At 60.8% G+C, this 24,272-nt stretch carries 24 protein-coding genes; 3 read left to right on the top strand and 21 right to left on the bottom strand.

What is annotated here, in order from left to right:
- Positions 1–9 precede the first annotated feature (9 nt).
- Both AACY50_RS06450 and hemE read left to right on the top strand, forming a co-directional pair.
- Complete coding sequence (locus tag AACY50_RS06450) at positions 10–1,428, top strand: FAD-dependent oxidoreductase (RefSeq protein WP_007909438.1); 1,419 nt, start codon at positions 10–12, stop codon at positions 1,426–1,428.
- Between the two features lie 245 nt (positions 1,429–1,673).
- Complete coding sequence (hemE, locus tag AACY50_RS06445) at positions 1,674–2,741, top strand: uroporphyrinogen decarboxylase (RefSeq protein ID WP_339538316.1); 1,068 nt, start codon at positions 1,674–1,676, stop codon at positions 2,739–2,741.
- A gap of 109 nt (positions 2,742–2,850) precedes the next feature.
- Here hemE and AACY50_RS06440 read toward each other — a convergent pair whose 3' ends face one another.
- Positions 2,851–4,125, bottom strand: a complete 1,275-nt coding sequence (locus AACY50_RS06440; RefSeq protein WP_339538315.1) for an MFS transporter — start codon at positions 4,123–4,125, stop codon at positions 2,851–2,853.
- A gap of 118 nt (positions 4,126–4,243) precedes the next feature.
- Between AACY50_RS06440 and AACY50_RS06435 the strand changes: the two genes are divergently transcribed.
- Positions 4,244–5,146: a LysR family transcriptional regulator gene (locus tag AACY50_RS06435; protein WP_339538314.1), complete on the top strand. Its 903-nt coding sequence runs from the start codon at positions 4,244–4,246 to the stop codon at positions 5,144–5,146.
- A gap of 47 nt (positions 5,147–5,193) precedes the next feature.
- Here AACY50_RS06435 and AACY50_RS06430 read toward each other — a convergent pair whose 3' ends face one another.
- From AACY50_RS06430 to AACY50_RS06335, 20 genes are all read right to left on the bottom strand, one after another.
- Complete coding sequence (locus AACY50_RS06430) at positions 5,194–5,631, bottom strand: excinuclease (protein WP_339538313.1); 438 nt, start codon at positions 5,629–5,631, stop codon at positions 5,194–5,196.
- A gap of 414 nt (positions 5,632–6,045) precedes the next feature.
- Positions 6,046–6,390 carry a hypothetical protein gene (locus AACY50_RS06425; protein WP_339538312.1) on the bottom strand — a complete coding sequence of 115 codons (345 nt, stop codon included), beginning with the start codon at positions 6,388–6,390 and terminating at the stop codon, positions 6,046–6,048.
- A 327-nt stretch (positions 6,391–6,717) separates the two neighbouring features.
- Entirely contained in the window at positions 6,718–8,142 is a 1,425-nt protein-coding gene (locus AACY50_RS06420; RefSeq protein WP_339538310.1) for an IS1182 family transposase, read from the bottom strand.
- Between the two features lie 112 nt (positions 8,143–8,254).
- Positions 8,255–9,058 (bottom strand): hypothetical protein, encoded by an 804-nt coding sequence (locus tag AACY50_RS06415; protein ID WP_038360091.1) that lies wholly within the window; start codon positions 9,056–9,058, stop codon positions 8,255–8,257.
- Between the two features lie 25 nt (positions 9,059–9,083).
- Positions 9,084–10,310, bottom strand: coding sequence for a beta-ketoacyl-ACP synthase (locus tag AACY50_RS06410; RefSeq protein ID WP_339538308.1), 1,227 nt, complete (start codon positions 10,308–10,310; stop codon positions 9,084–9,086).
- Complete coding sequence (gene fabG, locus AACY50_RS06405) at positions 10,310–11,038, bottom strand: 3-oxoacyl-ACP reductase FabG (RefSeq protein WP_221731292.1); 729 nt, start codon at positions 11,036–11,038, stop codon at positions 10,310–10,312. The genes AACY50_RS06410 and fabG overlap by 1 nt, the downstream gene beginning before the upstream one ends.
- The gene (locus AACY50_RS06400; RefSeq protein ID WP_339432227.1) at positions 11,031–11,495 is read right to left on the bottom strand and encodes a hotdog family protein; all 465 of its coding nucleotides are present in this window, start codon (positions 11,493–11,495) and stop codon (positions 11,031–11,033) included. Before AACY50_RS06400 ends, fabG begins: the two co-directional genes overlap by 8 nt.
- Positions 11,492–12,688, bottom strand: coding sequence for a beta-ketoacyl-[acyl-carrier-protein] synthase family protein (locus AACY50_RS06395; protein ID WP_339538307.1), 1,197 nt, complete (start codon positions 12,686–12,688; stop codon positions 11,492–11,494). The genes AACY50_RS06400 and AACY50_RS06395 overlap by 4 nt, the downstream gene beginning before the upstream one ends.
- Complete coding sequence (locus AACY50_RS06390; protein ID WP_339538306.1) at positions 12,685–13,275, bottom strand: hypothetical protein; 591 nt, start codon at positions 13,273–13,275, stop codon at positions 12,685–12,687. The genes AACY50_RS06395 and AACY50_RS06390 overlap by 4 nt, the downstream gene beginning before the upstream one ends.
- Positions 13,275–14,000 (bottom strand): class I SAM-dependent methyltransferase, encoded by a 726-nt coding sequence (locus AACY50_RS06385; RefSeq protein WP_339432230.1) that lies wholly within the window; start codon positions 13,998–14,000, stop codon positions 13,275–13,277. The genes AACY50_RS06390 and AACY50_RS06385 overlap by 1 nt, the downstream gene beginning before the upstream one ends.
- Complete coding sequence (locus tag AACY50_RS06380; protein WP_339495057.1) at positions 13,997–15,244, bottom strand: NAD(P)/FAD-dependent oxidoreductase; 1,248 nt, start codon at positions 15,242–15,244, stop codon at positions 13,997–13,999. Before AACY50_RS06380 ends, AACY50_RS06385 begins: the two co-directional genes overlap by 4 nt.
- Positions 15,231–17,594, bottom strand: a complete 2,364-nt coding sequence (locus tag AACY50_RS06375; RefSeq protein ID WP_339432232.1) for an MMPL family transporter — start codon at positions 17,592–17,594, stop codon at positions 15,231–15,233. Before AACY50_RS06375 ends, AACY50_RS06380 begins: the two co-directional genes overlap by 14 nt.
- Complete coding sequence (locus AACY50_RS06370) at positions 17,578–18,180, bottom strand: outer membrane lipoprotein carrier protein LolA (RefSeq protein WP_221731285.1); 603 nt, start codon at positions 18,178–18,180, stop codon at positions 17,578–17,580. Before AACY50_RS06370 ends, AACY50_RS06375 begins: the two co-directional genes overlap by 17 nt.
- The gene (locus AACY50_RS06365; RefSeq protein WP_339432234.1) at positions 18,177–18,602 is read right to left on the bottom strand and encodes an acyl-CoA thioesterase; all 426 of its coding nucleotides are present in this window, start codon (positions 18,600–18,602) and stop codon (positions 18,177–18,179) included. Before AACY50_RS06365 ends, AACY50_RS06370 begins: the two co-directional genes overlap by 4 nt.
- Entirely contained in the window at positions 18,595–20,139 is a 1,545-nt protein-coding gene (locus AACY50_RS06360; protein WP_339432235.1) for an HAL/PAL/TAL family ammonia-lyase, read from the bottom strand. The genes AACY50_RS06365 and AACY50_RS06360 overlap by 8 nt, the downstream gene beginning before the upstream one ends.
- Positions 20,120–21,067 (bottom strand): LpxL/LpxP family acyltransferase, encoded by a 948-nt coding sequence (locus AACY50_RS06355; RefSeq protein WP_339432236.1) that lies wholly within the window; start codon positions 21,065–21,067, stop codon positions 20,120–20,122. Before AACY50_RS06355 ends, AACY50_RS06360 begins: the two co-directional genes overlap by 20 nt.
- On the bottom strand, positions 21,064–21,798 hold the full coding sequence (locus AACY50_RS06350) for a glycosyltransferase family 2 protein (RefSeq protein ID WP_339432237.1): 735 nt from the start codon (positions 21,796–21,798) through the stop codon (positions 21,064–21,066). The genes AACY50_RS06355 and AACY50_RS06350 overlap by 4 nt, the downstream gene beginning before the upstream one ends.
- Positions 21,791–23,470, bottom strand: a complete 1,680-nt coding sequence (locus tag AACY50_RS06345; protein WP_339432238.1) for an AMP-binding protein — start codon at positions 23,468–23,470, stop codon at positions 21,791–21,793. Before AACY50_RS06345 ends, AACY50_RS06350 begins: the two co-directional genes overlap by 8 nt.
- Positions 23,467–24,012 carry a hypothetical protein gene (locus tag AACY50_RS06340; RefSeq protein ID WP_339432239.1) on the bottom strand — a complete coding sequence of 182 codons (546 nt, stop codon included), beginning with the start codon at positions 24,010–24,012 and terminating at the stop codon, positions 23,467–23,469. Before AACY50_RS06340 ends, AACY50_RS06345 begins: the two co-directional genes overlap by 4 nt.
- Complete coding sequence (locus AACY50_RS06335) at positions 24,009–24,263, bottom strand: acyl carrier protein (protein ID WP_064388843.1); 255 nt, start codon at positions 24,261–24,263, stop codon at positions 24,009–24,011. The genes AACY50_RS06340 and AACY50_RS06335 overlap by 4 nt, the downstream gene beginning before the upstream one ends.
- Between the last annotated feature and the right edge of the window lie 9 nt (positions 24,264–24,272).

Below are 24,272 nucleotides of genomic sequence, written 5' to 3'. Positions count from 1 at the left end.
GTTTTAACAATGGCTGAACGTCTGAATAACGACTTCCAGTTCATCGATGTCGGGCGCAAAGATCCGAAGAAGAAACTGTTGCGTCAACGCAAGAAAGAGTTCGTCGAGATCTACGAACCGTTCAAACCCCAGCAGTCGGCCGATCAGGCCCACCGCTGCCTGGGTTGCGGCAACCCGTATTGCGAATGGAAGTGCCCGGTGCACAACTTCATTCCCAACTGGCTCAAATTGGTGGCCGAAGGCAACATCCTTCAGGCCGCCGAGCTGTCGCACCAGACCAACACCCTGCCGGAAGTGTGCGGCCGGGTGTGCCCGCAGGATCGTCTGTGCGAGGGTGCCTGCACCCTCAACGACGGTTTTGGCGCGGTGACCATCGGTTCGGTCGAGAAGTACATCACCGACACCGCGTTCGCCATGGGCTGGCGCCCGGACATGTCCAAGGTCAAGCCGACCGGCAAGCGTGTCGCGATCATCGGCGCAGGCCCGGCAGGTCTGGGCTGTGCCGACGTGCTGGTACGCGGCGGTGTGACCCCGGTGGTGTTCGACAAGAACCCGGAAATCGGTGGTCTGCTGACCTTCGGTATCCCCGAGTTCAAGCTGGAAAAGACCGTGCTGAGCAATCGTCGCGAAGTCTTCACCGGCATGGGCATCGAGTTCCGCCTCAACACCGAGGTCGGCAAAGACGTGACCATGGAACAACTGCTCGCCGAATACGATGCCGTGTTCATGGGCATGGGCACCTACACCTACATGAAGGGCGGTTTTGCCGGTGAGGATCTGCCGGGCGTCTACGACGCGCTGGACTTCCTGATCGCCAACGTCAACCGCAACCTGGGCTTTGAAAAGTCGCCGGAAGATTTCGTCGACATGAAAGGCAAGAAGGTCGTGGTACTCGGCGGCGGCGACACGGCGATGGACTGCAACCGCACGTCGATTCGTCAGGGCGCCAAGTCGGTGACCTGCGCCTATCGTCGTGACGAAGCGAACATGCCCGGCTCGCGCAAAGAGGTGAAGAACGCCAAGGAAGAGGGCGTGAAATTCCTCTATAACCGCCAGCCGATCGCCATCGTCGGTGAAGACAAGGTCGAAGGCGTGAAGGTGGTCGAGACCCGTCTCGGCGAACCGGACGCCCGTGGCCGCCGCAGCCCGGAGCCGATCCCGGGCTCCGAAGAGATCATCCCGGCCGACGCCGTGGTCATCGCCTTCGGTTTCCGTCCGAGCCCGGCGCCGTGGTTCGAACAGTTCGAAATCCAGACGGACAGCCAGGGCCGCGTAGTTGCGCCCGAGCAAGGTCAGTACAAGCACCAGACCAGCAACCCGAAAATTTTCGCCGGTGGCGACATGGTGCGCGGTTCGGATCTGGTGGTGACGGCGATCTTCGAAGGCCGTAATGCCGCCGAAGGTATCCTCGATTACCTTGGTGTTTAACCAGACTTGAAATGCGATTAAATGTGGGCGCGGGCTTGCTCGCGAAAGCGGTCTGTCAGTCAACATCTCTGTTGAGTGTGCCGGCCTCTTCGCGAGCAAGCCCGCTCCCACAGTTGTTTCGTGGTGTTGCAAAAAGCCGGTTTCAACCGCGACAAATTGACCCGATAGACAAAAGGCTGACCTGCATCCGTGCCTTTTGCGTCGCGCTCTGAGAAAATGCCCGCACTTTTTTTCCGGATGCCGACATGACTGCCCTGAAGAACGACCGTTTCCTGCGCGCCCTGCTCAAGCAACCCGTTGACGTCACCCCGGTGTGGATGATGCGTCAGGCCGGTCGCTACCTGCCGGAATACCGCGCCAGCCGTGCCCACGCCGGTGACTTCATGAGCCTGTGCATGAATCCGGAATTCGCTTGCGAAGTCACGATGCAACCGCTCGACCGCTACCCGCAACTGGACGCGGCGATCCTGTTTTCCGACATCCTCACCATCCCCGATGCCATGGGCCAAGGCCTGTATTTCGAGACCGGTGAAGGCCCGCGCTTCAAGAAAGTCGTCAGCACCCTGGCCGACATTGAAGCTTTGCCTATCCCTGATCCGCACAAAGACCTTGGTTACGTGATGGATGCGGTCAGCACCATCCGTCGCGAGCTCAACGGTCGCGTTCCGCTGATCGGCTTCTCCGGCAGCCCTTGGACGCTGGCCACATACATGGTCGAAGGCGGCTCGTCGAAAGACTTCCGCAAGACCAAAGCGATGCTCTACGACAATCCGCAAGCCATGCACCTGCTGCTGGATAAACTCGCGCAGTCGGTGACCTCCTACCTCAACGGCCAGATCATGGCCGGTGCGCAAGCGGTGCAGATCTTCGATACCTGGGGCGGCAACCTGTCGGCGGCGGCGTATCAGGAGTTCTCGCTGGCCTACATGAAGAAAATCGTCAGCGGCCTGATCCGCGAGCACGACGGTCGCAAAGTGCCGGTGATCCTGTTCACCAAGAACGGCGGCCTGTGGCTGGAAAGCATTGCCGAGGCTGGCGCCGACGCGCTGGGCCTGGACTGGACCTGCGACATCGGCAACGCCCGCGCCCGTGTCGGCGACAAAGTCGCGCTGCAAGGCAACATGGACCCGACCGTGCTTTATGCAAAACCGCAAGCGATCCGCACCGAAGTCGGGCGCATTCTGGCCAGCTACGGCAAGGGCAGCGGCCACGTGTTCAACCTCGGCCACGGCATCACGCCTGAGGTCGATCCGGAGCACGCGGGCGCCTTCCTGCGCGCCGTGCATGAGCTGTCGGCGCAGTATCACGAGTGATCGACGCCCAGCTCTAAGTTCAGCAAAGCAAAACGCCCGGCAAATGCCGGGCGTTTTTGTTTCCACGATCTGGAGCCGAAAACAGACCAACTGTGGGAGGGGATTTTTGTCAGGCGTTGACGCCGCCCAACGGCGGCAACTTCGCCAGCTTCAACGCCACCAACAGCGCCACCAGCAACAGCGCGCCGATAAACAAACCAATCCCGTTCCACCCGCCCAAGTGCCAGAACACCCCGCCTGCCGTGCCGGCAATGCTTGATCCGGCGTAATAGCTAAACAGGTAAAGCGAAGACGCCTGTCCTTTGGCTCTGGTCGCCCGCCGCCCGATCCAGCTACTCGCCACCGAGTGCGCCCCAAAGAAGCCAAAGGTGAAGATCAGCATGCCGATGATGATCAGCGGCACAGGGGGGAACATCGTCAGCGCCAAACCTGCAAACATCAGCGCAATCGTCGCCCACAACACTTTGCGTCGGCCCAGTCTGTCCGCCAGTGAACCGATCTTCGCCGAGCTGTAGATACCCGACAGGTACACCACCGACAGCAAGCCGACAAACACCTGATCAAGATTGTACGGCGCAGCCAGCAAGCGATAGCCGATGTAGTTGAACAGCGTGACGAACGCGCCCATCAGCAAAAAGGCTTCAAGGAACAGCAGCGGCAAACCGGCGTCGCGAAAATGCATGGTGAAGCCGTCGAGCAGGCTGCGCGGGTGTAGCGAGCGCGAACGAAAGTTGCGCGACTCGGGGAGGATTTTCCAGAACACCGCTGCCGCGACCAGCGCCAGGCCGCCAATCACCAGCATCGCCGTGTGCCAACTGACGAAGTCGATCAGCACCCCGGTGATCAACCGTCCGCTCATCCCGCCAATTGCGTTGCCGCCGATGTACAAACCCATGGCAAGGCCGATGTGCTGCGGATGAATTTCTTCACTCAGATAGGTCATCGCCACCGCCGCCAGACCGCTCAATGACAACCCGATCAGCGCGCGCATGATCAGCACACCCTGCCAGCTCGGCATCATTGAACTGGCGATGGTGCACAACGCCGCCGCGAACAGCGCGGTGACCATCACCGGTTTACGCCCGACCCGATCGGAAATCGGCCCGGTAATCAGCAGGCCGATGGCGAGCATACCCGTGGACACTGACAGAATCAGGCTGCTCTGCGCCGCGTTGATCCCGTATTCGTGGGACAGCAGCGGCATCATCGGCTGTACGCAATACAGCAGGGCGAAGGTCGCGAAGCCGCCGCTGAACAGCGCGAGCACCGTGCGCATGAACATCGGCGTGCCTTTTTCGATGTAGATCTCTTGCAGCTCGGCGACGACATCGTCCGCAGCGGCGGGCGGGACTTCATGGGCAAGAGGGGCAGCGGCGGTTTTCACATCAGACCTCGAAGGGCACGGCCAGGCAGGCAATGAAAAAATCATATAGCTGGCTAATGTTTCTATCCAATATATTGTTCGACCTGTTTGATAGCTTTAACGACCTAATGGGGTTTCCATGGAACTGCGCCACTTGCGCTACTTCATTGCCGTCGCCGAAGAACTGCACTTCGGCCGTGCCGCACAGGCGTTGGGCATCTCCCAGCCGCCGCTGAGCCAGCAGATTCAGGCGCTGGAGCAAGAGGTCGGCGCGCGACTTTTCGAGCGTACCAATCGTCGGGTCGAGCTGAGCGAGGCCGGCAGATTGTTTTTGGAGGAAGCGCGGCTGGTGTTGGCCCAGGTCGACAAAGCGGCGGACGTCGCCCGACGTGCGCAACTCGGTGAATTGGGCGAGTTGAAGATTGGTTTCACCTCGTCGGCGCCGTTCAACTCGACTATTCCGCAGGCGATCTTTTCCTTTCGCCAGCGTTTTCCGGCGGTGCACCTCAATCTGCGGGAGATGAGCAGCACGCAAGTCGCCGAGGGTTTGGTGGATGAGTCGATAGAGGTCGGCATTATGCGCCCGCTGGGTTTGCCGGATTCGCTGAGCGTAGTCGAGTTGATGCGCGAACCGCTGGTGGCGGTGCTCAGTGCCAAGCATCCGTTGGTCCAAGGCAGCGAGGAAGGCCTGTTCCTCTCGGCACTGGCGCTGGAACCCTTCGTGTTCTTCCCGCGCAGCTATGGCAGCGGTCTCTACGCACAACTGCTCAGCCTGGCCCGCGATGCCGGGTTCAGCCCACACTTCGCCCAAGAGGCCGGCGAGGCGATGACCATTATCGGACTGGTCGCGGCGGGGTTGGGCGTCTCGGTATTGCCTGCGTCCTACCAGCGGATGCGCATCGACGGCGTGGTCTACCGGCCGCTGCTGGATCCTGAAGCGGTTTCAGCGGTGTGGCTGGTGCAGCGCAAGGATCAGAAATCGCCGATGGCCAAGGCGTTTGTCGACCTGCTCACGCGCAAGGTCCAGCCTTCAATTGGGTGATGGCTGCGGGCCTTTTCGCGAAGGCCTACGCACCAGCGCCACCTGTTTTATGGCAACCGCACCAGATCCCCCTTCAACGCTACCCGCGTGACAAAAATCCCCGCCCGGCACTCGTAGGTATTCAAATCCTTGCGCACATGCTGGTCGTAATAGCTGACGATATTGACCACCGCATTCGCCCCGACCCGTTTGGCATCGGCCTGCAGCTTGATCAGATTCGACTGCAACACCCACTCGCAGGAATCGTGATCACTCTTGTTGAATCCGTTGGTCTTCAAATCACTGACTACTCCGCTGCGCAACAACTGCTGAGTCCCCTGCGGCCCATTGCCGAGCAGATAGAACTTCACGCTGCCATCCAGCCGTCCGGCGCGAACCGCGTCCGACAGCACGGTTTCGAAGGGCATGTACATCAGATTGGTGGCGTGGCTGGCGCTGGGCAGTAGCGCGAAAAGCGCAGCGGCGATCAGGGCTTTCATTTGCATGGTCATCTCCTTGACGGTGAAAGAGAACCGCGAGTGCTCGACAAATTGGACTCGCCATTCCGGCAGGCTGTTTGGGGCTACCTGCTTGAGCAAGTGTAGTTGGCTGGCAGGCAATGTTGTTTAGGCGTTCAAGGAAATACGAGCAGCCTTATGGAAAGGAGGCGCGCAGGTGAGCGCTACCAAAAAGCTAAAACAGTGTGGTGTAAAGCCGAAGCAGGAAGCGGGAGCGTCGCGATCTAATAAAGGAGAGCGATATGTTGTCAGTATGGGGTTAATGTTGTCACAGGTCAGGTATTCGCTCGGGTTTTACTTTGGTTAAGTTTGAGGCTGAATAATAACTTCTGCGAGGAATTCACGTCTGAAGTCACCGGTATTCCATTACAGAGATAAACCGGTGACTTTTTGCATGCGAGATCAGTAACCGGGCTCTTTATAGGCAGGAGGAGCTGCCTCAATAATTATCTTGCAATACATTGTTTTTCCTTTTAAAGTTTCTTTAACTTTGTTTTCGTATTTGCCACCCTCGTAGAAATTTATTTCATTGTGAAGGTTATCAACGAAATCATTGAGGGACATTGTGGTTGATGATCCCTCGGCAATTACGTTTATCGTCAGAAACGCACTAACTTCTTCAGTGTACTCAACTTTTTCGGTCCAGGTTTTTTCAGCGCTTTTAGCATCTTCGGTTGCAGCGGACATCATGTCTAAAAGTTTTTCTTCAAGTTCGTCTCTTGAGTTTATCCATTGATAGTCAGACATTGTTTGTTTCCTTTTGATAGTTGTTGGTTTTTAAATGCCACAAGTAAAAAAACGCCTTTTTTAAGGTTTTTTTTGCTTAATCAATTTATAAGGATTTACTTTTCGTGCCACCTGTCATAAGTGACAGGTTAATAGAGAGTTTTGGAATGGATGGCCCTAGGTTCAGAACTTTTTGTTCTACGTCAATTGGTTGTGAAATGGCTCCCGGTAAAACAAAAGGGCGCCAATTCAGACTGTGTGAAAACACACTGATGGTGGTTTCAAGCAAACGCCCCGACTTGTTCGGGGCGTTTGCTTTTGTGCGGACGGCAGACGAAAAAGGGCGTTTCAGCCCATCAACGCCATCAACTGACGTGCGCCGAGCACGTTAATCGCTCTTTTCAGGTTATAGGCGTTCACCGCCAAGGCCATTTCGGCTCTCGCCCCCTCGAGCTGTCGCAGCAAAAAGCGAGCGTTGCCAAACAACCACTGTTTTAGGTTGCCGAAGGGATGCTCCACAATGGATCTTCGGCTGACCATCATTTCGGGGTGTGCCTGCATTCGCCGCTCCATGCGTTCGAACGCCTCTTCGTGAGCATGGCGTGAGACATATCGGCGCCGGGCCTCAGTACATTGCGCTTTCAGCGGACAAGCGGTGCAGTCGCTGATCGCCGCCTGGTAGATACGATCGCCCTTACTGGTTTGCTTGAGTGTCAGCCATTTTCCGGCGGGACATTGATATCGATCCTGCGACGCATCGTAGGTAAACACTGTTCGGTCAAAGAACTCCTTTTCCTTGCCGCTGGAGTTGCCTGACCGATTGGGTGGTACATAAACCGTGATGCTCTCATCCTCGCAGGCCTGGAACTGCTTGCCATTCGAGTAGCCTGCATCGGCAGCCACCGTCAACTCATCTTGCTGCAAGTGTTCCTTGGCGGCCTTGGCCATAGGCTCAAGTTGCTTGCGATCATCACTGTCCTGCGTGACTTCATGATGCAGGATCAGGCAATGCTCAGCGTCCACGGCGGTTTGCACGTTGTACGCGACCCGCGGCCCTTTATGCGTTCGCATCATTCGGGCATCGCTTTCGTGGGTATTGAATTGCTCAAGCTCCATTGATTCCATCAGGGCCTGGCACGTCAGGTTATTGGAGTGCCTGACTTCCAGTTGCGCCAAAGCCGTCTTGACCGCACTGCGATCAACCAGCTCATTGGCTTCTGTTTTAGCCGCCTCATCCAGCTCAGCCAGATATTGGGCAATGCGTTTATCCAGCGCCTGCTCCTGGTGCTTGAGCCGCTTCAAACTCATATGACGCCGCGAGGAAGCAAGCGCCTGAAACTTGCTGCCATCAATGGCCACCAGCTCACCGGCTATCAGGCCGGCGGTTCGGCAGAACTGGACGAAGGCCCGGCACGTCGCCACAAAGGCCGGTTTGTTGTTTTTGCGAAAGTCGGCGATGGTCTTGAAGTCGGGTTTAAGCCGGTTGATCAACCACATCACTTCGATGTTGCGCTGACACTCGACCTCAAGTCGGCGTGAGGAGCGAATCCGTTGGAAATAGCCGTAGAGATAGAGTTTTAGCTGATCGGCAGGATCATAAGAGGGGCGCCCGGTGCCTTTGGGCAACGCTTTGTCAAAGCCCAGTTGCACCAGATCCAGCTTGGCGACGTAGAGGTCGATCACACGAACGAGGTGATCCTCGGGGATCAGTTCCTCCAGCGAGGCCGGGAACACGCTGGTCTGGCTGCGGGACTCTCCTTGGATGTAGGCCATAACGAAAAATGCTCCGTATCTTTCGATACGGAGCATTTTCTTTGAGTGCCGCACAGATTGCTAGGTTTTCACACAGTCTGAATTGGCGCCCTTTGTCGTTTCTGCAATCCCATCAATCCACGTGCGCCAAATCTCCGCGCAACGCCACGCTCGACACCACCAGCCCGGCACGGCACTGGAATTTTTCGGTGTCTTTGTACAGGTCGCGCTGGTCGACGCTGGCGATGTTGATCACGGCGTTGGCGTCAGCTTTTTTCGCGGCGTTCTGCAGGGTCGCCAGCGCCGATTGCAGGGCCCAGAAGCAGGCGTCTTCGTCGGACTTGTTCGAGCCGTTGGTCTTGCGACTGCTGCTCACGGTGTCGAGTTTGCGCACTTGCTTGGGCAGCGTTTCGCCAGCCAGGTAGAACTTCACGCTGCCGTCGAGCAGGCCGGCGTCGGTGGCGCGTTTGACGCCTTCACGGAAGCTCAGGTAAGTCGGCTCGTCAGCGCCTTGTTTGATGATGCCGAGGTTGTTGACGGCTTCGATGTCCGGGTTGATCGACAGCTCTTTGAGCACGTTGTCGCGCAGGCGGTTGACCCAGCGGTTGTAGTTGCCGTGGATCTTGCCGTCCTTGGCATCGAGGCCGTAGCTGCTGCGGTAGTCGATTTCGAACGAAGTCGGGGTGAACGGAATGTCGACTTCGGCGTGATGACGACCGCGTACGGTGATCGCCGCTTTGATCATGCCCGGACGCACCGATTGCACGACCCACTGGCGGTCGTTCAGCGCAGTGACGATGGCGCGGCTCATCTGTTGCTGGGTGAAACCGAGGTTGGGCGAGAACTCTTCCTTGGCGTTGTAAACCGGTTTGCTGGTGCAACCGCCGAGCACAAAGGCCAGGGCCAGCAGGGCGGCGATGCGGTGAAACTGAGTCATTCCCTTCACTCCAAACGTGTTGCGGTCAGTGCCAGCGGCGGAAAATCAACGAGGTGTTGACACCACCAAAAGCGAAATTGTTGTTCATCACGTAGTCGTGATGCATCGGGCGGAATTCGCCGCGCAGGTAATCGAGTTTGCCGCAGTGCGGATCGACCTCGTCGAGGTTGAACGTGTGCACGTACAGATCGCGATTCATCATCTCGATGCTGAACCACGACTCCAGCGCGCCGCAGGCGCCGAGCGTGTGGCCGAGGAAACTCTTCTGCGAGCTGATCGGCATGCGTTCGCCGAACAAGCTGCTGGTCGCCAGTGTTTCGGCAATGTCGCCCTGTTCTGTAGCGGTGCCGTGGCCATTTACATAACCGATGGCCTGCGGCGTCAGGCCGGCGTCTTCCAGCGCCAATTCCATGGCACGGCGCATGGTCACTTGTTCCGGGCGTGTGGTGTGCTGGCCGTCGGCGTTGCTGCCGAAACCGACGATTTCGGCATGGATATGCGCGCCGCGCGCCAGAGCATGTTCCAGCTCTTCAAGGACCAGCATGCCGCCGCCTTCACCTATCACCAGACCATCGCGGCCCTTGTCGTAGGGGCGAGGGCTGGTTTGTGGCGCATCGTTTTTCAGGCTGGTGGCGTAGAGCGCGTCGAAGACCATGGCTTCGGTCGGGCAGAGTTCTTCGGCACCGCCAGCGAGCATCAGCGGCAAGCGGCCGAACTTGATCGCCTCGTAGGCATAACCGATGCCCTGACTGCCGCTGGTGCAGGCGCTGGATGTCGGGATCAGGCGCCCGGTGAGGCCGAAGAAGATGCTGATATTGGCGGCGGTGGTGTGCGGCATCATGCGCACGTAGGAGTTGGCGTTGAGGCCCTCGGCCACCGAGTTGAGGAGCATGTTGCCGAACGCCTTGATCTCGTCGGTGCTGCCGGTGGACGAGCCGCAAGCCACGCCCATGCGCCCGTCCCTGATCGATGCGTCGCCGAGCAAACCGGCATCGGCGAGGGCTTGTTCCGCTGCACCGACAGCCAGACGCGACACCCGGCCCATGCTGCGCAGTTGCTTGCGGGTCCAGTGCGCCGGGACGACAAAATCATCGATAGGCCCGGCCAGACGCGTGTTGAGTTCGCTGAAGCGATCCCACTCGTCCATCCGCCGAATACCGCTGCGGTTGGCCGCGAAGTTGCCGGCGATGGTGTCCCAGTCGCTGCCCAGCGAGGTGATGCCGGCCATGCCGGTGACGACGACGCGCTTCATCAGCACAAGCCTCCGTTGACCGCCAGGACCTGGCGGGTGATGTACGAGGCTTCCGCCGACATCAGGAAATTCACCGCACCGGCCACCTCTTCAGGGGTGCCCATGCGTTGCGCGGGGATCATTTTCATCAGTTCTTCCACCGGCACGTTTTCGTCGAGCATCGCCGTGTCGATCAGGCCCGGCGCGACGCAGTTAACGGTGATTTTGCGCTTGCCCAGTTCAATCGCCAACGCTTTCGCCGCACCGATCACGCCAGCCTTGGAGGCGCTGTAGTTGACCTGGCCACGGTTGCCGATCAAGCCCGACACTGACGTGATGCAAACAATGCGACCAGCGGCTCGGCGGCGGATCATCGGCATCATCACCGGGTGCAGGACGTTATAGAAACCGTCGAGGTTGGTGCGCAGTACCACGTCCCAATCGTCGTCGCTCAGCGCGGGGAAAGCGCCGTCGCGAGTCAGGCCGGCGTTGAGCACGACGCCGTAATACGCGCCATGGGTTTCGACATCGGCTTCAAGAATGCTTTTGCAGGCTTCGCGATCGGCTACATCGAATTGCAGGATGCGCGCGTGGCGGCCCAGCGCTTCGATTTCAGCCTGTACCGCTTGCGCCTCGGCAACGCCGCTGCGGCAATGCAGGACGATGTCGTGCCCGGCTTGCGCCAGGCGCAACGCAATGGCGCGGCCGATGCCACGGCTGGAGCCGGTGACCAGTACGGATTCAGTCATCGTTCGACGCCTTTTTCTGTTCAAGATAATCAGCCGCCGCAGGTGGGCGGAATACATTCAGCCGGGCGCTGGCGTGGATGCCGTCAGCGTTGATATGGCATTCGAACACGCCCATGCCGTTGTCGTCTTCCAGCGAGCGGATGCCGTGAACGGTCAACTCGCTGCCAGCGGCGAACGCGGCGACGTTGCACTCGAACTTGCGCGTGCCGAGCAGGAAGCCCAGTTCCACCGGATTGCCTTTCAATCGTGCATGGCAACCGGCGAAGGCAGCGACGCTTTGCGCCATCAGTTCGATGCCCACCCACGCGGGCAGGCTACCGTCGGGCAGGCTGAACAGGCTGTCAGGTTTGACCGTGAGCCGGGTGTAAATCTGCTCTTCATCGAAGCTGATGATTTGGTCGATCAGGATCATGTCGCCGGCGTGCGGCAGTAATTCGGCGAGCGGCCAGTCGGTCATGGGGCGTCTCCGATAATCAGGCTGACGTTGTTGCCCCCGAAGGCAAACGAGTTGCTCATCAGGTAGCGCGGTGCAATGGACGTCAGGCGTGCGTTCGCAGTCACCCATTTGAGCGGCGGCAGCGCGGGATCGGCCTGGCCATCCCAGACGTGCGGTGGTAGTGCGTGCTGGTGATTGTCGGCACTCAGGCTCAGCCAGCAGAAAGCGGCTTCCAGCGCACCGGCCGCACCAAGGGTGTGACCGGTCATCGGTTTGGTCGATGAGCACGCCACGCCGTCGGGAAACAGCGTGGCGACGGCCAGGCTTTCCATGGCGTCGTTGTGTTGGGTCGCGGTGCCGTGCAGGTTCAGATAGTTGATCTGCGCGGCTTGCAGGTGGGCGCGACTCAAGGCTTTGTGCATCGCTTGCAGTGCACCGCGGCCGCTCGGTTCCGGGGCGGAAATGTGATGCGCGTCAGAGCTGGCACCCGCCCCGAGCAAGGCGATGGCCGGGCCGTCGCCCCGTTGCTTGCTCATGACGAACAGCACCGCTGCTTCACCGATGTTGATGCCGTTGCGGTTGGCCGAGAACGGATTGCAGCGCTCGTCGGACATGGCTTCCAGCGACGAGAAACCGTTGAGGGTCAGTTTGCACAGGCTGTCGACACCGCCGCACAGCACCGCGTCGCACAGGCCCAGATCAAGCAGGCGCTGTGCGCTCATCAAGGCGCGGGCGCTGGAGGTGCAGGCGGTCGAAATCACATAAGCCGGGCCGCTCAATTGCAGCCAGTCGGCGAGGAAGTTGGCCGGGGCGCCGAGTTCCTGTTGCCGATAGTCATACTCGACCGGGAACTGCTGCTCGCGAATGAAGTGCGCCAGGCCACGACTGGCCTCGTCGATGCCCGAGGTGCTGGTGCCGAGCACCACGCCGATGCGCTCGCGGCCAAAGGTCTGGATCGCCTGATCGATGTCTTCGCGGATCTGCAGCGCGGCTTCCAGCAACAGTTGATTGTTGCGGCTGCTCTGGTCATGAAGCGCTGCGGGAATCGGCGCCAGTTCACCGTGTACCGCCGCTACCGGCAACACACGCTCGGGCACCCAGCCGGATTCACTGCACATGCCCGAGCAATCGCCGGCAAACAGCTTGCGGGCCACTTCTTGCTTGTCGCGACCCAGGGCGCAGATCACGCCTAGGGCATTCAGGTAGGCAGTCATGGCGTCGGTTCACCGAGTGGAGACACGCGATAGTGCGGGCCTTGAGGCAGGTTCACATCGAAGCTCAACGGTTGTGAATAACGAATGTTCCAGCGCGGCGCCAGGGAACGTTGCCCGTCGTGCTGCAGCGCGGCGGGGTAATTGCGTAGCAGTTCGCCGGACGGGGTCAGGGCAAACAACAGCGCGGCGAACAGCTCCCGGGCCTGCGGGTTGGGCGGCAGCAGACCATCGGGCTGCCAATGACCGTCGATCAATTGCTGGCGCGCCTGAGGAATGCCCAGCGGGTCCATCATCGACCAGCGAATGCCGGGGCCCTCGCGCTGGATCACCAAGAGCCAGTCCTGACGCTGATCGCCCTGGAGTTGCTCGATGTGCAATTGCAGGGGCAGTGGCAAAGCAGGGTTGCCCGCCGGCAGTGGCGCCTGGCTGGCGCAACCACTCAACAGGGCCGTTACCAACAATACCAGCCACACCACAACCCCTGTGGGAGCGGGCTTGCTCGCGAAGGCGTCGGCACATCCGGCATCAATGCAAGCTGATCCACCGCTTTCGCGAGCAAGCCCGCTCCCACAGGTCAGGTGTTGCATCAGCAAGCCCCTGCTAATGGTTTTCGGGCGACAACGTTCACCAACGTTTCCTCCCGCTGGCCAAACGGCTTGGGCTTGCGCAATCCAAACCGTTCCAGCAAGCCAAAATCTTTCGAGCGGCTCCACCACAAATACGGGTACGAAACATTGCGCTCGCCAAACTCGAAACCTTGTTCACGAATCATCTGCAGATACTGCGCTGCACTCTTCTGCACATGCATCGGATGGCGGAACAGCCAACGAATCACCCACGTATCAATGTAGGCCTCGGTTGACTCGGCGAACAGCAGATAGCCACCCGGTTTGAGCACGCGATAGAACTCGGCCAGGGCTTTTTCCTGTTCGACCAGGTGATGGAACGTCTGGTGACAGAACAGCAGATCAACGCTGGCATCCGGCACGTTGAGGGTTGCGCAATCACTGCCGATCAACTCGACGTCCAAACCCTGCCGCGCCGCTTCTTCACCGCTCAATTGAAGGCTGTGCGGATCGGCATCGATACCGATCAAACGTTGCGGGGCGAAGGTCTGGCTCAGGTGGCGGAACGACTTGCCCTGGCCGCAGCCGGCGTCCAGCAGCACCGGGTTCGCGGGCAGCGTTTCGCTGAACAGGCTGCGTAGATCGTTGATCGCTACACGTAACACATGGTGCTGCCAGGTGTGGCTGCGCAGGAACCAGAAACCGAAGCGGGTTTCTTCGACATAGTTGTCGCTCAGGTAACTCATGGGGCGTCCTTTGCACAAAGTTCGGAAATCATCTTCAACCGGCGGCGCGCTTCGCTGACGAACGGGTTGCGCTCATCCCAGGCGTAGCCGGCGAGGATCGAGCAGATCATCCGGCGAATCTCCGCCTGACTGTCTTCATAGAAAATCACGTCCTGAAAGGTGCCGGCGTACCAGCCCTCGACGTAGCAGCGGAAGGTGTCGACGCCACGTTTGAGCGGCTCGGCGAACTCGCGCTGCCAATCGACGGTTTCGCCTTGCAACTGACGGTGCAGCACGGCGGCGGCCATGCTCGCCGAACGCATGGCGATGGTCACGCCCGAGGAGAACACCGGGTCGAGAAATTCCGCGGCGTTGCCGAGCAACGCGAAGCCCGGCCCGTGCAGGGTTTTGACGTTGGCCGCGTAACCGCCGAGGGTTCGCGCCGGGGTGTCCCACACCGCGTTGTTCAGCACACGGGCGAGGCTTGGGGTTTCGGCGATGAAACCGCGCAGGCAGGCATCGAGATCAGCATCGCGACCCGCGAAATGTTCTGCGGCGGCGACCACGCCCACCGAGCAGCGGCCGTGGCTGAACGGGATCGTCCAGAACCAGATATCGCGATGTTGCGGGTGGGTGGTGACGAGAATTTTTTCGCGGTCGAAGGCCGGGTGGTCGATGTGATCTTCGACGTGGGTGAACACCGCTTGGCGCACCGGAAAATTCGACGGCGCTTCGAGATCGAGCAAACGTGACAGCACGCGCCCGTAACCACTGGCATCGAGCACGAAATCCGCCTCGAGGCGGTACTCACTGCCGTCTTCGCGGCGCACATCGAGCTGCGGTTTCGCCCGGTCGAAATCGACGCCGACGATGGCATCGCCATAGCGGATTTCAGCACCTTGCAGCGCCGCTTGGTCGGCCAGCAGTTTGTCGAAATCGGCGCGTTGCACCTGGAATGTCGTCGGTTTGCCGTCGGTGAAGGTGTCGCTGAAATCGAACGCGCTGTAGCGCTCGCCCCAGGCAAACGCCGCGCCGGTCTTGCGCTGGAAGCCAGCGGCGTTGACGGCGTCGAGCATGCCAGCCTCTTCGACGAAATCCAGGCAATGACTGAGCAGGCTTTCACCGATGGAAAAGCGTGGGAAGTGCTGGCGCTCGATCACCAGCACATCGTGGCCCTTGCGCTTGAGCAGCGCGGCGGCGATGGCGCCGGAGGGGCCAGCGCCGATGATGACGACCTGGCGACGCTGCGTTTCAATGATGGGCATGTGAACTCTCGGGCGCGATGGCGGTGGTATTCAGGGGCGTGTGGACATGACGCCCGGCCCAAGGGGCAAGAATGAAGCTGAAGGCCAGTCCGAGGCTCACTGACAGACCGAAGTTGCTCACCGCCGGTGTACTCGACACCGCCAGCAGACCGAACGACAGCCACGTCGTCACGGCGGCCAGCAACGTGCCGAGCAGGCTGACCGCCGCGCCGCCAACCTGCTCACGCATGAGGATCGCGTAATCGACGCTGATGGCCGTGACCAGCAACAAGCCGAACAGACTGAACAGGGTCAGCGGCTGGCCGAGCCAGCCAAGGCTGGCCAGGCTGCACAGCGCCGCGAGCAATGGCAGGGCCACGATGCGCAATGCGCCGCCTAAACCGAACGGCACGATCAGCACCAGCACGATCAACACGCAGGAGGCGAGTTTCAGTTCGGCGGCGCTGATCTGGGTCGCGGCGAAAACATCATTGAGCTTGCCGAGACGATCCACCAGGACAACGCCCGGCAGGTCTTGCGTCTGCACCCGCAACAGCGCCGGGTTGTTCAGGCCTTGCAGGCTGGTCATTGCCGCAACGCCGTGCTCGGTTGGGCCCAGCCACAGCGTGCGATAGGGTTCGCCAAGCGGGCCGGCCAGCGCGGCGTCGATGTCCTTGGCGGGTAGATTTTGTAGCTGTTGCAGCTCGTTTTGCAGCGCGGCGAGGGGCACGCCGAGGTCGAGCAGTGGTTGCCAGTGCTGCGCCAGTTGGCTCAACGCATCACGCACTGTCTGCTGCTGACCTGGCGGGCTGACCAGTTGATCGAGCGCCAGATAACCTTGCAGCTTGTCGAGGTTGACCAGTTGTTGCAGGCGCCCGCTCAGTGCGGCCTGACGTTCGAGCAATTGCTGCTGATTGGCGGCGCGAATCAGGAAGAACTGGCTGGTCGGTTGATAGCCGGTGATGCGTGCAATGGTCTGCGCTTCATCGGTCAGGCGTTGTGGCGTGCCGACCCATTGGCGGATGTCGTTTTTGCTTTGCAGTTGCACCAGGCCGCCGATGCAGAAGGCGATCAGCAGTGCCAACAGCACCGGTGTGCAGATGTGTTCAAGCAGTCGTTCTCGCAGATTCACCAGACGCTCGGCCAGATGCAGTGGCCATTGTGCCGGGCGCAGTTCGACATTGCGCAACAGCGCCGGCAGCAGGCACACCGCCGAGAGGTAGGCACCGAGCAATCCGGCGGCGGAGAACACGGCAATTTGCGTCAGCGCCGGGAAGGGCGTCCACGCCAGTGCCAGATAACCGATGACGCTGGTGATCAGGCTCAATGTCAGCCCGGGCAGGGTCAGACGCAAGGCCGGCCAACTGCGCCAGGGCTTGAAACTCCAGCTCTTGGACAGGTAGTGCAGCGGGTAATCCACCGCCACGCCAATCAGGCTGGAGCCCAATACCAGGGTCATCACATGCATGTGGCCGAACAGCGCCACACACGTCACCGCACCAAACAACATGCCGACCAGCACCGGCATAAATGCCAGCAACACCTGCCATCGGCGGAAGGCGAGCAATAGCAGCAACAGAATACCGAGGGTGGCACCGCCGCCGACCCAGGTCATCTCGCGAGTGGCTTGCTGTTGACCATTGGCCGCGTACAGCAGACCGCTGGCGGCCAGCAGTTGCACACCTGATTCAGCCGCTTGCTCGCGGCTGTTTTGCAGCAGGGCGGCGACTTGCAGCGGCAGGTTCATGTCGAAGGCGTTGCCGGTGGTGCGCGCGCGCAGCATGACCCAGTTCTTGCCGTCGGCATCAGCGACCAATGCACCGCTGCCGATGTCCAGTTGCACTGCGCCGTGCTTGGGCTGGCTGTTCTGGATGCGCCCGGTCAGGCCCAGCCAGTCATCCTGACTGGGGACCAGACTGAAGCCGGTAAAGGGGTCGTACAGCGCCTGCACCCGTTGCTGGATGAAGGCGTCGGGATGTTCACTCAGCAATTGCCGATCATCCGCCGAGAGCATCGCCAGCCGACCGTCCAGCAGTTGTTTGCGCAGGGCCGGCAGGTCTGCTTGCAGGTTCCACTGCACGGTTTCAAACAGTCCGCTGGCTTGCCACTGCTCGCCCAGGGTCTGGGCCATGGCCAACGCCTTCTGACGATCAGTGTGGCCGACCAGCACCAGCATTTCGCGGTTGAGCGGTTCCTGCATGCGTTGTTCGGCGCGCAATTGGAGGGCGTCCGGGTTTGTGCCCGGCACCAGTTCCATCAGGTTGGCCGACAACGGCGCACCGTCGCGCCACTGCCAACCGGCCAGTGCAATCACCGCCAGCAGCAGGATCAGAAACAGCCACGGCAGCTTGCGTTCACTCGGCAAAGTCATGTTGCTCCGCGTCGCTCAGCGGTTGGTCGGCGGTGCTGTCCTGCATGCGCAGTACGGTGCTGTCGCCCTGGGTTTCCAGCAGTTCGATGGTTTGCACCAGTGCGCCGCCGTTGATGTTGATCTGGTTGAACACTTGCTTGAGCAATAACGAGCGCGGGGTCAGGGTCAGTGTCCACTTCTGCGCATCGCCGCTCAGGGCCAGTTCGAAATCCCGTTGCAGACCACTGCTATCACCTTGCAATACAGCGAGGAACAAACGGTTCTGTTCGGCCCCGGCGCTCTTGTTCGGCAGCCATTGCCAGCCACTGGCGTCACGCCGGGCAATGCCTTTGGCGCTGATGCGGTAGTCCTGCTGCAGCGGGGTCTTCAGTCGCCAGAGCAGGCCAAGGTTTTTGGCGAGGACGAAACGGCCCTTGCTGACCAGCGGCTGAGGCAGGGCGCGCAGATGTTTTTCCTGAATGAACTGGCCGTGGATTACGTCCGGTTTGGCCAGTTGTTCGCTGAGCTGTTGCAGGTCGAAGGCGTTGGCCAACGTCGACACGGCCAGCAGCGCCAGCGCGCCGAGACTTCTAAGAAACAGGTTCATCGCAGCATCCTTTCCACGGCATCGGTGAAGACTTTCGGCGAGGCCAGTTGCATCTCGCGACTGCAGACCTCGACCGCGACCTGCACCGAGCTGGCGCGAGTCAGGCGTTCGCCGGTTTGCAGATCGGTGATCAGGTAGTTGATCTTCAGACGGTTTTCCCACTCGACCAGACTGGCGCGCACGTTCAGCTTCTGGCCGAACACCGCGCCACGCACATAGCGCAGTTGCAGGTCGATGATCGGCCAGGCGTAACCGGACTCGACCATGTGTGTGTAGTTGTGGCCGATCTTGTCCAGCAGCGCGCAACGCGCCACTTCGAGGTATTTGACGTAATGGCCGTGCCAGACCACGTGCAGGGTATCGACGTCAAAGAACGGTACGAGGATTTCCGTATCGGCGTGAAGCACTCCGGCACTACGCATGCAACCTCCAGTGTTGCGCGGCGATGCGTTGCAGGCACAGGCGCAGTTCGCCTTCCAGTGCACGGTCTTCGATGACCGGCGGGAAGTCATGGGCAAGTTCCTCGTGCATCGCGGCCAGTGCGGGTGGCAGTGGCCGAGCGTCTGCGGCCTGACCTCGCAGCCACACGCCTTGGTTCGCGGCCAGCAGCGTGGCGGCGGCAACCTGTTCGGTCAGTTCCAGCACGCGGATCGCGTCGCGGGCAGCGATGGTGCCCATGCTCACCTTGTCCTGGTTGTGGCACTCGGTGGAGCGCGAGAAGACGCTGGCCGGCATGGTGTTTTTCAACGCTTCGGCGGTCCAGGCGCTGGTGCCGATCTGCACAGCCTTGAAGCCATGGTTGAGCATCGCCCGATCAGCCGGAGCGCCGGACAGGTTGCTCGGCAAACCGTGGTTGTAACGCTCGTCCACCAGCAACGCCAGTTGACGGTCGAGCAGGTCGGCCACGTTGGCCACGAGGTTTTTCAGGCTGTCCATGGCGAACGCAATGTGCCCGCCGTAGAAGTGCCCACCGTGCAAGACACGTTCGGCTTCGGCGTCGATGATCGGGTTGTCGTTGGCGCTGTTGAGTTCGGTCTCGATGAACGAACGCAGCCAGTTCAGGCTGTCGGCCAGTACGCCGAGCACGTGCGGGGCGCAGCGCAGCGAATAGCGATCCTGCAAGCGATGCAGCGGCGCAGTCGGCGCGTCGATGGCCAGATCCTTGCGCAGCCACGCGGCGACCTGCATTTGCCCCGGATGCGGCTTGGCGGCGAACAGGCGTTCGTCGAAGTGTTCCGGATTGCCTTGCAGCGCCACCACGTTGAGCGCGGTGATGCGCGTGGCCAGTTGCAGCAGGTAATCGGCGCGGGCGTAGGCCAGGCAGGCGAGGCCTGTCATCACAGCGGTGCCGTTCATCAATGCCAGCGCTTCTTTGGGGCGCAACACCAGCGGCGTCCAGCCGAGTTCGCGATGCACATCGGCAGCCTGACGGCGCTCGCCACGAAACATCACTTCGCGCTCGCCGGACAGCGTTGCCGCGACGTAGGACAGCGGCGTCAGGTCGCCGCTGGCGCCGACGGAACCCTCTTCGGGGATCAGCGGCAGGATGTCGTATTCGAGGAAGGCGTGCAGACGCTCCAGCAGTTCAATCCGCACCCCGGAAACACCGTGGCACAGCGACTGCAAACGCGCCGCCAGCACTGCGCGGGTGGCCTGGGCGTCGAGCAGTTTGCCGAGGCCGCAACCGTGGAAGGTGTAGAGATGACGCGGCAACGCTTCGACGTGATGCAGCGGCACCGCGACCACGCAGGAATCGCCGTAACCGGTGGTTACGCCGTAGATCACGCCTTCCTTGTCCAGCAGCGAATCGAGGAACCGTGCGCCTTTGGCGATGCGTTCACGGTAAACCGCGTCGCTCTGCAACTGCACGGGCGCCTGACGGTTGGCCAGGGCCAGCACGTCTTCGATGCGCAAAGGGCGTTCGCCGAAGGTTACCGGCTCATGGGTTGGCGTCGTCATCGGTCTTCCAGAAAGGGTAAAAGTTGAACCATTGTTGCGGCGCTTCGAGGCAATAGTGACTCAGGCGCTGCGCATAGCGGGTCGCCCATTGATGAATGACCTGCTCGCGCTCGCTGCGCTTCCACACTACGGCGTCGGCGAACGGTTCGAGGGTCAGGCGGTAGTGGCCGTCGGGTTGCTTGAGGCACATCAGCAGGTTGACCGGGCATTTGAGCAGACCGGCCAGCAGCCATGGCCCCTGCGGGAACGGCGCCGGGTGGCCAAGGAAATCGACGGTCACGCTGCGCCCACCGTGCAAAGGCACGCGGTCGCCGGCAATCGCCAGCCACTCGCCACGCTCCAGGCGTTCGTGCAGTTGCAGCATGATCACCGGGTCGAGTTCGCTGACCTGAATCAGGCGCAGATTGGTCGCCCCGGCCTCGCCGAGCAAACGGTTGAACTGCTCGGCGTGCTTGGTGTGTACCAGCACATTCATGGTGACTTTTTCGCCGATCTCCGCCAGTGCGCGGCACACTTCGAGATTGCCCAGGTGCGCGCCGACCAGCAGTTGCCCGCGACTGCCGCGCAACTGATTGCGCAGCAGCGCCGGGTCGATGATTTCGATCTGCTCGATTTTGAGTTTGCCGTTCCACACGTCGAGCTTGTCGAGCATCGAATCGGCGAAGGCCATGAACTGGCCGAACACCCGCCAATGGTTCGGCTGCAAGTCTTCGCGCTGGCTCCAGTCGGCCAGGCGTTGCTGGTATTGCCAGGCACTGCGCCGCGCGACTCGCCCAAACAGGAAAAAGTACAGGACGATGCCGTACAGCAATGGGCTCAGCAGCCGACGTCCAAGGACTTTGGCGGCGAGCGCGGTGAATTTCATCAACAGGAAACTGCCGCGTTCCTCGCGGTCGGCCCAGTGTTTTTTGTCGGTCTCGGTATTCATGCGCGCCACCGCCGCCAGAGGATCAGCGGAAAGCGCAGCAACATGCCGAAGAACAACCGGGTGTGCATGCTGGAAATCAGTGCGTTGTCGTGGAACAGACGGAAGTGCGAGACGCCATCCAACGGGTAATGCACGCTGGTTTGCAGCCAGCGCATCGGCTGATTGCGCCACGACAGGCGCACCAGAATGTCCGAGTCGAAATCCATGCGTTTGCCGACTTTCGCCGAGTTGATCAACGCCAGCGTCGAGGCCAGCGGGTACACCCGAAAACCGCACATCGAATCGCGGATCTGCAGCGACAGCGTGTTGATCCACACCATCACGTGGGTCAGGTAACGGGCATACAAACGGCCCTTGGGCACGCTCTCATCGAACAGCGGATAGCCGCAGATCATCGCGTGTGGATGCGCTCGGGATTCTTCGACGAAACGAGCGACGTCGTGCAAGTCATGCTGACCGTCGGCATCGACCTGCAGTGCATGGCTGAAACCCAGTCTTGCGGCTTCGCGCAGGCCGGTCATCACCGCGCCGCCCTTGCCCTGATTGGCGGTCAGGCGCACCAGAAAAACGTTGTCGCGTTCGGCCAGCCCCTCAAGTACGCGCGCGCAGGATTGCGTGCTGGCGTCGTCCACCAGAATGCACGGCAGGCCTTGGGCGAGCAGGGCGTCGACCACGGTGGTGATCGCGGTTTCGTGGTTGTAGACCGGGATCACAGCGCAAGGGTTATGCATGAGCGGTCTCCAGCAAGATCCGGCCGCTGGAGCAGGTGGCGGTGTCGTTGCGATAGGCGAAATACAGCTTGTTGCGTTCGGGATCGAAGCGCAGGTGCAGTTGAATTTCATCGCCAGGGCGCACCAGTTGCTGAAACTTCAACACTTCCATGCCGGCAAACGTACCGCGCAGGTTCAGCCGTTGGCGGCCGAGGTTCAGCGCCCATTCCACTTGCACCACGCCCGGCAACACCGGGGCTTTGGGGAAGTGGCCGCTGAAATAGGCCAGGTCCGGTGGAACACTGAGTTGCAGGCTCCATTCACCGTCGGTTTCAAGCTGATCCAGCACATCGGGGGCTTTCGGCCGGGGCGCCAGCAGTAGCGCTTCGACATCGGCCTGCGGCAGCTTGCCTTGGCTGTTCAGCGGTAATTGACGCAGCAGACGCCAGCGACGCGGCAGCGCGAGGGCTTCGCAATGCTCGCTGAGGTGCTTGCGCAGGGCTTCGGTGAGGCTGCGGCGGCCATGTTCACGCAGGGCAAACAGGCCCGACTCGCTGAGCACCAGCAAGGCGCCCAACGACGCACGGTTTTCCTGCACCACACCCAGACGCGCTTCCGCGACCCAATCATGGGCGATCAGGGCGTGCTCGAGCATTGGCAGCGAGATGCGTTTTTCTTCCAGTTTGACGATCCGGTCCAGTCGCCCGAGCAGTTCGAAACGACCATCGGCGCCGATGCGCGCAGCGTCGGCGGTGTGTTCGACATGCCCGGCGGGCAGATAGGGTGAGGCAATCAGCAGTGCGCCGTCGTTGTCCTGAGTCAGTTCGACGTCGGCGAAGGGTTGCCACAGCGTTGCGCCCTGACGCCAGGCGATGCCACCGGTTTCGGAGCTGCCGAGGATTTCCGTCGGCCACTGTTGCAGGCGTTGATGCAGGCTCTGTGCAGCTTCTGCCGGCAGCGCGCCACCGGAGGAAAATACCCGGCGCACTGCGCTCAGGGCCGGCCAGTCGAGGTTGTCACCCATGCGCTTGAGCAGCGCCGGGCTGGCGACCCAGGCAAAGGTCGAGTGCTCGCGGCTGGCGCGTTGCAAATCTTCGGAGAAGGCCAGTTGCTTGCGCACGAACGTTCGACCGGCGCACAGCGGCCAGAGCACACGGAACAGCAAACCGTAGATGTGCTGAGTCGCGACACTGCCGATGATGCAGGCTTCACCGAGATCCGCCCCCCAGAGCTGCTCCAGCGCGTGGACTTCATTGGCCAGTTGGCGCAGGGATTTGTCGATGCGCTTGGGCTCGCCGCTGGAACCGGAAGTACACAGGCTCAAGCGGCACTCATCCAGATCCAGTTCCGCGCCGGGCAATGGCGGCTGATCGAAGTCCCCTAAATGGCTGTCACCGCTTTGATCGGTCAGCCACAGGTCGACTTCATCTGACCAGCGCTGACGGGTCTGCGCTTGCAGATCCGAGGGCAGCAACACTTGGACACCTGCGCGCCAGGCGCCTAACAGGGCGATGGCCAGATCGGCGGCGTCTTCCAGATGCACGGCCAAGCGCCGTACACCCTGAGCTTGCAGGCCGGCGGCAACGCGTAGCGCTTGCTCGCGCAGTTGCGCGTGATCGAGTGCAGGTGCGTGGCTGATCGCCCGCGTCGGCAGCGCCTTGAGCAATAACTGCTCAAGTTTTATCCAGTTCATGTACGGCCTCTTACCCGTTGTCGTATCAGCCATTCAATGGCAAACATCAGGCCGATCAATCCGTAGGAAATCAGGCCGGTGTACAACATCCACCAATTCAGCGGCGCCCACAGGGTGAGGAGGGCGGCGCACAAACCGTTGCAGAAGAAAAAGATGCTCCACGCTACGGTGACCTTGCGGGTGTAGCGAATCGCGTTGGCGGGCAACTGCGGTTCACGCAGCCGCGCCAGCCGTTCGACCATCGGTGGGCCGAATTTCAGGCTCAGGCTGAACAGCACCAGCATGAAACCGCTGATCAGCACGGGGTACCAGCGCAGCAGCATTGGGCTGTCGAACACCGCCAGCAGCAGGCAGAACACGATGGCCACGCTGGCCATCCACAGGCTGCCTGGCTTGCGCTCGCCGGTCAGAGCCCGCGCCAGCCACAGGCTGCCCAGCAGCAGTCCGAACTGCCACGGGGCGAAGTGCTCCATGCCGAAATACACCGCAAAGGGGTACAGCAGGCCGGCCAGTAACAGGCCGAGGCCGATCAATCGGCTCATGCGGCCGGTTGAACCAGACGGTAGACCGCCTCGACCACGTCACCCACGGTACGCACCGATTTGAACTCTTCAGCGGCGATTTTCTTGCCGGTCTGGCGTTTGATGTGATCGATCAGATCGACCGCATCGATGCTGTCGATTTCCAGATCCTGATACAGGTTGGAGTCCAGGCTCACACGGGCCGGGTCCAGTTCGAACAGCTCGACCAGGGCATCGCGCAGGGTGTTGAAAATGTCATCACGAGTTTGCATGGTCCGGTC

The organism is Pseudomonas sp. RA_15y_Pfl2_54 (genome assembly GCF_963971015.1).
GTDB lineage: Bacteria > Pseudomonadota > Gammaproteobacteria > Pseudomonadales > Pseudomonadaceae > Aquipseudomonas > Aquipseudomonas baetica_A.
This window is presented reverse-complemented; position numbering and strand designations above follow the sequence as displayed.